Annotated in this window: 10 protein-coding genes; 3 read left to right on the top strand and 7 right to left on the bottom strand. The window is 70.9% G+C overall.

Annotated elements, in window-relative coordinates:
• The first annotated feature begins 104 nt into the window (after positions 1-104).
• A complete protein-coding gene (locus H6726_08430) occupies positions 105-3029 on the top strand; it encodes a lamin tail domain-containing protein (protein MCB9657657.1) in 2925 nt (974 codons plus the stop codon).
• A 138-nt stretch (positions 3030-3167) separates the two neighbouring features.
• Here H6726_08430 and H6726_08425 read toward each other — a convergent pair whose 3' ends face one another.
• Positions 3168-4445 carry a protein kinase gene (locus tag H6726_08425; GenBank protein ID MCB9657656.1) on the bottom strand — a complete coding sequence of 426 codons (1278 nt, stop codon included), beginning with the start codon at positions 4443-4445 and terminating at the stop codon, positions 3168-3170.
• A gap of 146 nt (positions 4446-4591) precedes the next feature.
• Here H6726_08425 and H6726_08420 point away from each other — a divergent pair, with 146 nt between their 5' ends.
• On the top strand, positions 4592-6169 hold the full coding sequence (locus H6726_08420) for a serine/threonine protein kinase (protein MCB9657655.1): 1578 nt from the start codon (positions 4592-4594) through the stop codon (positions 6167-6169).
• A 166-nt stretch (positions 6170-6335) separates the two neighbouring features.
• Here H6726_08420 and H6726_08415 read toward each other — a convergent pair whose 3' ends face one another.
• Genes H6726_08415 through H6726_08390 form a run of 6 tightly spaced genes read right to left on the bottom strand, consistent with a single transcriptional unit; the run spans position 6336 to position 10934 of the window.
• Positions 6336-7256 (bottom strand): acyl-CoA dehydrogenase family protein, encoded by a 921-nt coding sequence (locus tag H6726_08415; GenBank protein ID MCB9657654.1) that lies wholly within the window; start codon positions 7254-7256, stop codon positions 6336-6338.
• A 56-nt stretch (positions 7257-7312) separates the two neighbouring features.
• On the bottom strand, positions 7313-7843 hold the full coding sequence (locus H6726_08410) for a hypothetical protein (GenBank protein ID MCB9657653.1): 531 nt from the start codon (positions 7841-7843) through the stop codon (positions 7313-7315).
• A gap of 54 nt (positions 7844-7897) precedes the next feature.
• Entirely contained in the window at positions 7898-8308 is a 411-nt protein-coding gene (locus tag H6726_08405) for a YbjN domain-containing protein (GenBank protein ID MCB9657652.1), read from the bottom strand.
• 27 nt (positions 8309-8335) lie between these two features.
• Positions 8336-8677: a hypothetical protein gene (locus tag H6726_08400; protein MCB9657651.1), complete on the bottom strand. Its 342-nt coding sequence runs from the start codon at positions 8675-8677 to the stop codon at positions 8336-8338.
• Positions 8678-8728: 51 nt separating this feature from the next.
• Positions 8729-9772, bottom strand: a complete 1044-nt coding sequence (locus H6726_08395) for a hypothetical protein (protein MCB9657650.1) — start codon at positions 9770-9772, stop codon at positions 8729-8731.
• A 10-nt stretch (positions 9773-9782) separates the two neighbouring features.
• Entirely contained in the window at positions 9783-10934 is a 1152-nt protein-coding gene (locus tag H6726_08390; protein ID MCB9657649.1) for an acyl-CoA dehydrogenase family protein, read from the bottom strand.
• Between the two features lie 153 nt (positions 10935-11087).
• On the opposite strand from H6726_08390, the gene H6726_08385 reads away from it, so the two are divergent.
• Complete coding sequence (locus H6726_08385; protein MCB9657648.1) at positions 11088-12581, top strand: hypothetical protein; 1494 nt, start codon at positions 11088-11090, stop codon at positions 12579-12581.
• Positions 12582-12587 lie beyond the last annotated feature (6 nt).

Raw genomic sequence — 12587 nt, 5'->3', positions numbered from 1 at the left:
GGTGCCCGGTGTCGGGGGTGATAGGCTATGGGGGCCTCGCTATGGAACGCCTCCTGCCACCTCGGTCAACGGTCTTCGCGCTGTGTCTCTCGTCGTGCTGGGCCATGGGCTGCGGTGGTTTTCACACCCCCGGACCCGCCACCCTGCAGCTGCACGAGATCATGGCCAGCAACGACGGGGCGTACCTGGACGAGGAGGGCGAGGCCGAGGACTTCGTGGAGCTGCTCAACACGGGCAGCGAGGTGATCGATCTCAGCGACTTCTCGCTGTCGGACGATCAGCCACGCGAGCGGCTGCCGAGCGTGCTGGTCGAGCCCGGCGCGGTGGTGGTCCTCTTCGCGGACGACGAGCCCGAACAGGGGGAGCGGCACCTCGCGTTCAAGCTGAGCGCGGGCGGCGAGTCGCTGACCCTCACGTACCATGGGGACAGCGGACGGCGTGTGGTGGACCGCGCGCACTGGGAGACGCTCGAGCCCAACGAGGCTCTCGCCCGCTTCGGGGACGACGACGCCTGGGTGCGCTGCACGTGGTCGAGCCCTGGGCGCACGAACGGATCGCACTGCGGGCCCCCCGAGCCTCCGCCTCCGCCGCCCGACGACGTCTTCGCCGAGTTCACGTGGCCGGAGCCAACCCCGACCACGCCGCTCACGCTGTCCGAGCTAGCGCTCGCGCCTGCGGCGTTCATCGAAGTCCGCAACACGAGCGGCGCGCCCCTGCCGCTCGCAGGGTTTCAGGTGCGCATCGCCCCTCACGGTCCGAACGCCCCGTGGCCGACCGCGGTCGACGGCGTGGGCTTTCCGCTCACGGGCACCCTCGCGCCGTTCGCGCGCGTCACCGTCAGCGTCGCGCCGACCGACACGGCGGCGCTCGCGCTGCCCGCGTTCGAAGGCGTGGTCACCCTCTTCGACGCTGGCGGCGTCGTGGTCGATCGCGCGGACTTCATGCGCTGGCCCAGCGGCGCTGCGCTGGCACGCGACGAGACACCCGCCGGCACATGGCGTTTCGTCACGGCCACCACCGAGGGAGCGCCCAACACCGCGCCCGCGCTGCAGGCGCGCGATGTCGGGGCCTACGTACGGCACCTCTACACGCCCTCCGACTTCGCGGCCCTCGCGCGCGGGGGGACGCTCGTCGGTCAGCAAGCGGTCAAGGTCTTGCTCGACATCGACGTCATCGGTGGCCCGCTGGGCTACCTCATGTCGAGTGAGGACTACCCCCTGCATTTCGACTTCGTGGACCAGGTCTTCGCAGGTGGGCCGCACTTCGACCGCTGCGACGCGGCCATGAACGCGGAGCACCGAGCGCGCTGGCAGGCGTTCTCGGTGGCCGAGTATTACTGCGGGGCGTCGCAGCCGCCCGAGGACTTGTCCTGTACGGACGAGCAGCGTCGCTACATGATGGCGACGCTCGTGCATCACGTGGGCCCCGATCTCCACACGCTCGAGATGGTCAGCGGCGATCGCGCCAGCGCGGGTCAGATGGTGCAGACATTCTTCGAGGGCGCCGCGCTCAGCGACGACCCCCGCCGCTATGTGTTCCGCCCGCAGAGTCAGTCCGCCGTCGACAAGCTGCGCACCGTCGAAGGACAGCTACCCATCGTCGGTCGCAACGCGCCGTTCGTCGGTGTCCACGAGCAACCGCTCAACCCAGGAGTGGCGTATGGGACGCTGACCTTCACGCCGACCAACCAGCTCGCGTCGGCCGTGCTCGGTCCACGCGTGGTGCTGATCACCGACAGCGTCCCCAACGACATCGGCTTCGTGGGGGGTCTCGTGACCGAGGCCTTGCAGACGCCGCTCGCGCACGTGAACGTGCTCAGCCAGAACCGCGGCACGCCGAATCTGGCGGTGATTGGCGCGCGTACGCGGCCCGAGTTCGCGCCGTTGTTGGGGCAGCTGGTGCGGCTCGAGGTCACGGACACGGGCTTCACCGTGCGCGCCGCCGAGCTGGCCGAGGCGCAGGCGCACTGGGAGTCGATCATGCCCAACGGGCCGCCGCAGACCCCTTCGCGGGATCTCACCGTTCGCGGCGTCCAAGACCTGCGCTTCCGCGGGTTCACGGACATCCCGTCCATCGGCGGCAAGGCAGCGCAGTTCGCGGAGCTCTACCGGGTGCGTTTCCCGCCGGGCTGCCTCGAGAGCGCTCTGGTGCCGGACGGAGCGTTCGCGCTGCCCCTCGCGCACTACGTCGACCACTTCGCGGCCAGTGGCGCCCAGGCCATGCTCACCAGCGGCATGGCGGACCCGCGCTTCGCGACGGACGCGCTCTTCCGACGCGACGTGTTGGCCGACGTGCGCGCCGCCATCCTCACGCACCCGGTCGAGGCCACCTTCTTGGGCCAGGTGGAGCAGGCCATCCGCGAGCGCTTCGGGGCCGACACGCGCGTGCGCCTCCGCAGCAGCAGCAACACCGAGGATCTCGCTGGCTTCAACGGCGCGGGGCTCTACGTCTCCGAGGCGGCGCAGCTGTCCGACGAAGGGTCGGTGGCCGAGGCCCTGCGCACGGTGTGGGCCAGCCTGTGGTCCGAGCGTGCCCACGACGAGCGCAGCTTCTTTCGCATCGACTCCAGCCTCGTGGCCATGGGCATCCTGGTCCACAGAGCGTTCGTGTCCGAGGAGGGCTCCGGCATCATCGTCTCTCGCAGCCTGCACGACGCCACGCGTTCGGACATCTACACCATGAACCTCCAGCGAGGCGAGGCGAGCGTCGCCAACCCCGCACCGGGTATCACGTCCGAGCAGTTCGACTACCGCTGGGGGCGTGTGCCGCGGCGGGTGTTCCGGGCCTACAGCACGTTCTCGCCGGAGGAGTCGCTCGTTTCGGAGAACGAAGCGTGTGGCATCGCCGAGGCGGTCCGCGCCATCCACGACCACTTCCGCCTCATCGTCGATCCCGGCAACACCAACCAATACTTCGCGATGGAGGTGGAGGTGAAGCTGCTGGACGGCACCCGCCGCCTCTATGTGAAGCAGGCCCGACCGTACCCGTTCTCGGCCGAGGCGCTGCCGGTCGACTGCCGCGGCTTCTGAACGCCTGGCCGCGTCGCTGCGGGCGATGCGTAGCCTCGGGTCAGCGGTGACGCGAGCGCGCCAGTCCACGCCCGCGCCCGCCGCTCGTCGCCCACTGCCTTCCCCACGAGCCCACCACGCGCCGTCCCCGCGAGCGCATCACGCGCCGTCGCCATGCAGGAGCCGCCGGACCAACGTCAGGACGGCGTCCGGGTCCACGGGTTTCACCAGGAATCCCGACGCGCCGCGCTCGGTCAGCGCCTTCCAATCGTCTGCGCCTCCCGCACCCGAGATGACGATGATGGGCACACGTTGCCCACGGGCGTCGCCACGCAGCTTCTCCACCAGGCTCAACCCGTCGAGGACGGGCATGTCGAGGTCCAGCAGCGCGACGGACGTCTCCTCCGCCACGATCGCGTCGAACGCCGCGAGGCCGTCCTCGACGCACACGATGTCCGCGTTGGGGAACCCGGCCCTGAGCATGGTCTGCCCGAGCAGTCGGAACACGGGCTCGTCGTCCGCCACCACGAAGCGGCGCTTCGGGCCCCGCTCGACTACCTGGAGGCGCGCGGCGTTCAGTTCTTGGCGGAAGCGCTGGACGCTTGGCTGGCGTTGGTCGGGGTCCTTGGACAGCGCGCGCAGCAGGACGGCATCGAACGCGGGGGGCAGCTGCGGGTTGGCGTGGCTGGGCTGTTCCGGCGTCTGGTTGGCGTGCAGCTGCAGCATCTCGAGCACGTCGTCCGTGTCGAAGGGGAGGCGCCCCGTGAGCAGCTCGTACGCGATGACGCCCAGGCTGTAGAGGTCCGCTCGCTGCGGGTGAGCGACGGGCCCCTGATGACGCAGCCCGTACTCGGGCGCCAAATACGCGGGCGTCCCATGCACCGCGTCCGTCGCCCCGTGCTCGTCACGGATGGTACGCGCCGCGCCGAAGTCGCTGACGACGACGCGGTTCGCGTCTCCCAGCAGGATGTTCGCGGGCTTGAGGTCGCCGTGCACCGCACCCGCCGAGTGGACCGCCTGCAGACCACGGCAGGTGGCGTCCAGGATGGCGAGCGCCTCGTCCAACACCAGCGGCTCTCCCCGCCGGCGGCGTAGCATCTCCTCGAGGTCGTGTCCTTCGACGTACTCCATCACCAGGTACGGCGCCCCGTCGTGTTCGCCAAAGGCGTGGACCGCCGCGACGTGCTCGTGTCGCACCTTGGCCATGACGCGCGCCTCGGCCTCGAAGCGCGCCGCGACACCCGGGCGCACGGCCAGCGAGGGGTGGATGAACTTGATCGCCACCATGCGGTCGAGGAACCGGTCCCTGGCTTTCATGACGACGCCCATGGAGCCGCGCCCGAGCGTGCCGCGCAGCTCGTAGGAGCCTACGACCGTGCCGGGAACAGGGGGGCGCCAGCGCTCCGCGAGAGGTCCGTGGCTGGACGCGGGGTTCACTTCCGAGTCAGCTCCCGGGACGGCGGCATGCCCGGACACTAGAGCAAGAAGCAGAATTGGCGCAAGCCCTGGCTGCCCCGAGGCCCTGCCGTCGGGACCGTCGCAACGAAGGTTCCGTCCCACGAGGACCCTGGTACGCTCGGCCCATGGCGGACACTCGACCCGCACCCAAGCTGGTGTCTCGTTCGATTGGCGCGCTCCGCCTGGGGGACCGGCTCGGTCGCCGCTTGGCCCAAGCGGCCTGGATCGGCGCGGCGCTCACCCTCATCTTCCTGGGCGCCAGCTATGGGCTCGCCCACATCGGTTTCGACCCTCGCTTCACGGCCTGGCAGGCGCAGGCCAGCCCGCTGCGCCTCTGGCTGGTGCCGTGCTTCTTGGTGTTCTCCCTCTCCTTCGCGGAGCTGGTGCGCAGCCGCATCCGTCGCTCGCCACGGCTCGTGGCGGCGGGTGTGGTGTACGAGGCGGTGACCGCCCTGTTCGTGGCGTGTCTCGTGAACGGTCGCCCGTGGTCCCCCGAGCCCGGGCTCCTGGGTATCTCCCCGGTGGCGCTGTGGCTGCTGGTCTACGCCGCGCTCGTCCCCCTGCCGCCGCGCGCCATGCTGGCGGGTGCGCTCCTCTCTGCCGCCATGGACCCTGTGGGGCTCTGGCTCATGGTGTCCGCGGACGCTGCGATCGCGATGCCCGCTTCGTCGCTGCAGATCTGGCGCTTCTTCCCCTCGTTGGTGTGCGCGGGTCTGGCGTACGCCATCGCCGTGCTGATCCATCGCCTCGAGGCGCGTGCCGACGCCGCTCAGCGCATGGGCTCCTATCGGTTGCGCAACCTGCTCGGTCGCGGCGGCATGGCCGAGGTGTGGGAAGCCGACCACCGCATGTTGGCGCGTCCTGCGGCCATCAAGCTGGTGCGCCCGGAGTGGCTCAAGGACGACCACCACGGGGCCGAGACCATGCTCCAGCGGTTCCAGCGCGAGGTCAGCGCCACATCCACGCTGTGCTCGCCCCATACCATCGCCGTGTACGACTTTGGGCGCGCCGACGACGGCACGTTCTTCTATGCGATGGAGCGCCTGCACGGGATTGACCTGCACTCGTTGGTGCAGCAGTACGGTCCACTCCCAGCGTCCCGCGTGGTTTACATCCTGCGCCAGATCTGCCACTCCCTCGAGGAGGCGCATCGGGCGGGCCTGGTCCACCGTGACGTCAAGCCGGCGAACATCTTCGTCTGCCGCTACGGGCTCGATCTCGACTTCGTGAAGGTGTTGGACTTCGGCTTGGTCAAGGGCGACCCCCCGGGGCTCGAGCATCAATCGCTCACGCGCGAGGGGGCGCACACGGGCACCCCCGCGTTCTTGCCGCCCGAGATCGCGCTCGGGAAGGTGGCCGACGCGGACGGTCGCGCGGACCTCTATGGCGTCGGCTGTGTCGCCTACTGGCTGCTGTCGGGCAAGCTGGTGTTCCCGCTCGGACCTTCGTTGCAGATGATCGCGGCGCACGCGCACGACATTCCGGAGCCCCCGTCACGGCGCGGCGGTATCCCGGTGCCCGAGGCGCTCGAGCAGATCGTCATGCGGCTGCTCGCCAAGGCACCCGAGGAACGTCCACCCACCGCGGCCGCGCTGAGCGAGCTGTTGGCGCAGACCGGTCTCGCCTCCCAGTGGACCGTGGCGGATCAGCAGCGGTGGTGGGACGCCCACCTGCCAGCGCCGGCTCGCGAGCCAGGGCGCTGAGCGCCGCTACGCGGTCGTCCTCCGTCGCGCCCGTCGACGCGGCGCCCGTCTGCCGCCTGCGCGTCGACCGTCCTCCGTCGCGCTCGTCGACGCGGCTCCCGTCCGCGCGCCTGTTCCTCGACCGTCCCGTGGCCGAGCGGAGCCACGCGCATGGGCCCTCGACGCGTCAGGCGGGAGCGAGGCTCGCCCAGGCCGTCACCCGGCGCTGGGCGCGCGCCTTTCCGGCGACTCCGAAGATGGCGGCATCACGAAACAGCCGGTCGCGTGTGTCCGCATCGAGCTGCTGCGCCAACGCCGGCAGCTCTCCATCCAGGAAGCGCCCCGTCGTCTCGAGGATGCCAGCCAGCGCGATGTGCGTCGTCGATGCGAGCGGCGGGAGCGTCGCGACCGTACCCAGCGCCACGATGGCCGCGACCAGTCGCTCGATGACCCCGTGAGGCCACACGGCGACGCGACCGTAGCGCACCAGGAGGCCGAGGATGGCGGCGTGCACGTGGATGTCCTCCACTGTTCGGAAAGGCTTCATGAGTGTCAGGTAGCCGTCTCCAGGGAGGCGCTCCTCGGGATCGACCCGCACCCCCGCGAGAATGGCGCGGCTGTGCGGGATCTCCGGAACGAACGCGGTGGGGTCGCACGGCTCCAGGGTCACGCCGACGCGCCCGCGCGGGATGCGCACGGCGACCAGAGACACACGCTCCCGCTCGGTGGCGTCGCGCGCCACGATGACCAGTTGGTCGGCGGCGGCGCCAAGCGTCACGAACGATTTCTCTCCGCTGAGCCGGAAGGCGTCCCCCTCGGGCGTGAGGGTGGTCTCGATGTCGCGGGGGCGGTTGCCCCCCGCCTCGGTCACCGCGAGCGCGGCCGGCGCTCCCTGCAGGTCGGGTAGCAGATGCTCGAGCGCGCACACGTACCCCGAAGCGAACGCGTAGCCCAGTCGGTCGGCCCGGAAGCCAGCGGCGACCGCTGCCTCGTAGGGACGGTCGAAGCGCCCTCGCACCTCGTCGTGCAGGTCCCACCAAGCGTTGAGATCGGGGACATCGGTGGCGCGCGGGTCTTCCCCGAGCAGATGACGCAAGAGAGCTTCCACGGACCGCAGTCTACGTCACATCGCGCTCGCGCGAGCAACAGCTTGGCGCACGCCGCTCAGACCTGCGTGCGGGACTCGAGGTAGCGCGTGATGGCGTCGCTCACGCTCAGCAGGTTGGCCGTGATCTGCCGCGACACGAACTGCTCCACGGTCGTCGCGAGGCCCTCGGCCAGGAAGGCCGGGAGCGCCTTGATGGCGCGTAGATCGAAGCTCATCGACCCCTCGATCTCGAGCCGGGTGCGCTGCCCAAGCGCGATGAAGCGGTGCCGCCCCGAGCAGCGGACCGCGTCGTGGAACGCGCGCGTCTCGATCGTCCACGCGCTGGACCAGCTGTCCTCGTCCCATACGGAGCGCTCGTCCCAGCGAAACGTGTTGTCCCCCAGGCCGCGTTGGACCGGGATGGGGATGTCCCCTCCACCGTGCCACGTGTAGAGCGTCTGGATGCGCGACGAGCTCTCCTCGCGGCCCAGCGCTTCGATCCGGCGCACGTGCGGCAGGAACTCGATCAACGCTGGCAGATCGTCGCGATACGTGCGGAACACGGAGTCGCGCGGGAAGGGGATGACGGCGTCGGCCTCGATCTGCATCGCTGGTTTCCGACCCGAGCTGGCGCGCGCAACGCGTGGACGCTGGCAGGCCCCTCAGGACGAGCCGGTGGTAGCGCTATCGGACGCCGCGCGCAAAGTGGCGCGGTGCATCACGGTGTGCTCCACGAGCCCTGTCAGCGCGGCGCACACCTCTTCGTAGTCGAGGGACTCGGTGGGCACTTCGACCGTCAGGACCACGTCGCCGTCGTCGTCGTAGGCGAACTTGGTCATGGCCATGTCGCGGTTCATGCGCAGCAGCCAACGGGCCAAGTCGAAGTTGTTGTCTCCGCCGGTGACCAGGAAGGGCACGACGCTCGCGATCAGCCAGTCGCTCGACAGCCGCAGGTACACGGCGACGTCGCCCTGTGGCGTGTCCCGCACCGCGCGCAGCGTGCCCTCGCCGTGTGGGCTCCGTTCCCAGCCGAGCCGGTCCAAGTATTCAGCGAGGGTCGCGTCGTCCAGCATGGGCGGATGATGCAGCATTCCGCGCCTTCATGGGAGCCCCCTCTGCGTGGGGCTCTCGCCCTTGAGCGCAAGCGCGTCCAACTCCATCGTGTCGCTGTACGGCAGCAGGTCCTCGCGCTCACAGCGCGTGATGGTGTCGATCAGGGCCCGCGTGGTCTCGAGGGGATCGCCACCGCGGTCCGCGATGGTGGTCTCCGGGGGGGCGCCCAGGGTCGTGGCGTGCGCGCGCAACCATGGGAGCGCGACGTCGGTCAGGGCACGTGCGCGGCGCTCGACGTCTTCCCGGGCTTGTGCCGCCAGCCGCGCTCGTCTCCCGCTCGCGCCCACGCCGAGACCCAGCCCCAAGAGGAGGCCTCCCAGGGCTGCCATGACTGCTTCCCAGCCGTGCATCGCGCGGAGCATAGCAGCAACGCGCCGCCGTTAGTCGAAGACAAGCACCGCGTCGCGACCGTATTGGTCGATCAACGCTCCCACGTAGGACAGCAAGGTCGCGCGTCGCGCGAAGACCGCCTCCACCTGCGCGGGCTGCAACAGGGGTGTCGCGCGGCTGTGGAGCGGGTCGCGTGCGAGGGCTTGCGCGAGGGAGGACGGCGTCAGCTGGAGCAGGCGCTCCACGGTGCCACGCGAGAAGCGCTCGCTGCGTTGCAGCGCGGTGCTGATGCGCTCGCGTCGAGGCGGCGACAGGTCCACGAAGAACGCGAGGTTGTGGTCGCGGATGAACACGCGCGAGCGGTCCGGCAGACCCTGCAGGTTCGCCCCGCTGAAGCGGTCCGTGTTGCCGATCAGGTAGTCGAACAGGACGCAGTTCGACAGATCGCGCAGCAGGGAGCGCGGGTAGGCGCTGCTCTCGATGCGCGAACCCTGGCGCAGCCGCCCCGACCACTCGCGCAGACCCTCGCCCTGGTCGAGCCCTAGCTCACGCATCTCGGGGATCCAGTAGGTCATCGACCCCTCGGTCACGCCGTCCCGGTCCGTGATGAGGCGCTCGCGCAGCCCCGGCCAACGGTCCTCGTGGGTGCTCTCCAGGCGACGCTGCAGCTCGTTCACCGGGACGCGGCGCCCGATGGTGGGTGGCACGTTGTCGAGGCCCAGCTCCACGGCGATGCGGTACGCCGCGATCTCGTGGGCGTGGCCTCGCGGGTGGGTGGTCGCCGCCGGACGAAACGCGCCAAGAGCCAGCTCGCCGCTGCGTGCCTTCAGCACGACCGACGTGGTCCCCACGGGACGCACGCTCGTGATGGGCGCGTCGGCCAGCTGCGTCAGCAGCCCTGCGTGCGTTCGCGCGCCGCCGGGAAACACCAGGCCGTCCTGCGCGCGTGCGCCCGGGGCGCGCGTCGCGATCGCCGCCCACACCATGCACGAGAGCCCGAGCACCCCCACGAGCAGGGGTGCGCGGGCTCCGTGTGGCCAGCGCGGAAGGGCCCGCGCCGCGTAGGCCCACAATCGCTCGAGGCTCCGCGTCATCGCGCGGCGGCTACCCGCGCACGCCAGCGAACAGATTCTTCGCGATGACCATGCGCTGAATCTGCGAGGTGCCCTCGTAGATCTGCAGGATCTTGGCGTCGCGCATGAGCTTCTCCACCGGGTACTCCGTGATGTAACCGTTGCCGCCGAACACCTGCACGGCGTCGGTCGCCACGCGCATGGCCTGATCCGCGCCGAACGCCTTGGCGTAGCTGGCGGTGAGCGAGTTGCGGCTGCCGTGGTCGATCATCCACGCCGCCTTGAGCATGAGCAGGCGCGTCGCCTCGTACGCGATGCCCATGTCGGCGATCATGGCCTGCACCATCTGGTGCTGCGCGATGGGCACGCCGAACGTCTTGCGCTCGAGGGCGTACGCGATGCTCTCCTCGAGCGCACGCCGCATCAGGCCGCAGGCGCCCGCGGCGATGTCCGGACGCGTGCGGTCGAAGGTCTGCATGGCGACCTTGAAGCCGTGCCCCGGCTCCGCGAGGATGTTCGCGGCGGGGATGCGCACCTCGTCGAAGTTGATGACGGCCGTGTTGCTGGCGCGCTGACCGAGCTTGTCCTCCGTCTTGCCGATGCTCACGCCGGGGGCGTCACGGTCGACGATGAAGGCCAGGATGCCCTTGTGCCCCAGCGCCGGGTCCACCGTCGCGAAGGCCGTGTACCAGCTGGCCCACGCGCCGTTCGTGATGAAGCACTTGCTGCCCGTCACGATGTAGTCGTTCCCGTCCTTCACCGCGCGCGACTGGATGCCGGCGGCGTCCGAGCCTGCGGCGGGTTCCGTGATGGCGTACGCCGCGAAGATGGGCTCGGCCGTGAGCATGCCGAGGTACTTCTTCTTCTGCTCCTCGTTGCCCGCGATGAGGATGGGCGTGGCGGCGAGCGTGTTGGCCGTGACGCTGGTCTGGATGCCGGTGCAGCCGAACGCGAGCTCCTCCGTGATGAGGACGTGCTCCACCTCGCCGACTCCCGAGCCGCCGTACTCGGCCGGGATGCCGGGACCGACGAGGCCCATCTCCCAGGCCTCCTTGAAGACCTCGAGCGGGAACTCGTGCTTCCGATCGCACTCCGCCGCGATGGGGATGATCTTCTCCTTGGTGAAGCGACGGGTCTCCTCGACCAGGGCCTTCTGCTCGTCGGTCAGCTCGAAACTCAGCATGTCTCTACTCCGGGGGCTCGAAAACGAACGGAGCGGGACCATAGCCCATGGATCCGGGGGGCGGTACGTGTACGTTGTATGCCTCGACACCATGCGGCACGGGTCGCCCCGATCCGACCTCCGCGTCCTCCGCGAGGCTGCTACCGTCTCGTTGTGCTCCCTCGCGTACCTGCGCGCAGCCTCGTCTGGGTCGTCGTCCTCGGCGCGTCCGTCCTGGCGTGCGAGCGTGACGCGACACCACGGCCCGTGCCTGCCCCAACCACCACGGCGTCAGGCGCGACGGACCCGTCTCGGTCTCCGGAAGCGCCCACGGAGCCTGGCCCCGTGGTCACGGGCCGCGACGCCCCGTCCGCTGGACTGGACCCGCTGTGCGACCGCCTGCGGGCGGAGCGGGGGGAGCTCGATCTCGGGGCCGCGCTGAGAGACCGGGTGCGCGCCTTCCCCGCCGAGGCGGAGCGCTGGCTGGCCGAACCGCACGGCGCCGCTCCCCGCGCAGCGTTGCGCGCCGTGCTCGAGCACCCGGAGGATCCGGCCGCGCTCGCGCAGCTGCACCAGCACGCGCGGGCGTTCGCTGGTGCGCCGAGCCTCCTCGTCGACGCCACGGTCACGTCCCTCTACGCGATCGACGTGGCCGCCGGGGCGGGCAACAACGCCACCACTGTGGCACTCGTCGCGCAGGCGCGCGCGTGGCTCCCCACGGAGCCCAGTCTCCCGCGGCTCGAGGCGCTGCTGTTGCCGGAGCGCGGGGGACGTCGGCGCCTGCTGGACGAGGCGCGCGCGCTCGGAGACGACGAACCCGCGCTGCTCGTCGCGCTCGCCCGCGCCGCGCTGCGCGAAGGAGATGCGGCGAGCGCGCTGCGCTGGATCGAGCGCGCGCGCGAGAGCGGGCGACCGGGCGCGGGGGGGGTCGCGAGCGCTCTCCGAGAACGCGCACAGCAGGTCGCCTCGGGCGAGGTGGGATTCACGGGTGCGCCCGATCGGGGGGAGACGTCCCGCGTCGGACGTCGACCGACCCCGCTCGACGCGGCTGTGCCACGTGTACGCGTCGTCGCCCCCGCGTCGACCCCGGACGCCCGGGCGCAGCTCGCCGAGGAGGTACGGCGCGACCTGCGGGACGCGGCGACCCTGCTCGGCCAGCCTCCCCGCGAGGAGCTCGTCGTGTGGGTGCACGCCGACGTCGACGCGCTACGGGCCGCGACGTGTGGCGCGGCGTGGTCGCAGGCGCTGTACGACGGCGTCCTCCACGTCGTCGTTCCTGGGGAGCGGCTCGACGACGCGCTGCGCCGCAGCGTGCGCCACGAGGCGCTCCACGCCGCCCTCGACGCAGCCACCCCGCTGGCGCCGCGCTGGTTCCACGAGGGCGTCGCCCAGCGCTTTGCCGGCGAGACCCCGTCGGTCGCCGTGCCGTCCGTCGCGCTCCACGCACACGCGCTCGCAGACACGGAGGCGCACCTGGCGCTCGGGGTCGACGGTCAGACCGCGGGGCACGCCTACGCCACGGCGCGCGCCCTCGTGGACGCGCTGATCGCGCGGGACGGCGAGCCGGTGCTCGCGTCCGTCGTACGAGCCTTGCGCTCTGGCGTCCCCCCCGGCGCCATCGCGACCGAGCTGGGCCTGCCGGGCGCCCCGCAGACCCCGCCGCGTTGATCCGGC

Source organism: Sandaracinaceae bacterium (assembly GCA_020633055.1).
Taxonomy (GTDB): domain Bacteria; phylum Myxococcota_A; class Polyangia; order Polyangiales; family Houyiibacteriaceae; genus JADJJE01.
Note: the sequence above shows the minus strand (reverse complement) of the source record. Positions and strands in the feature narration are given on the sequence as shown.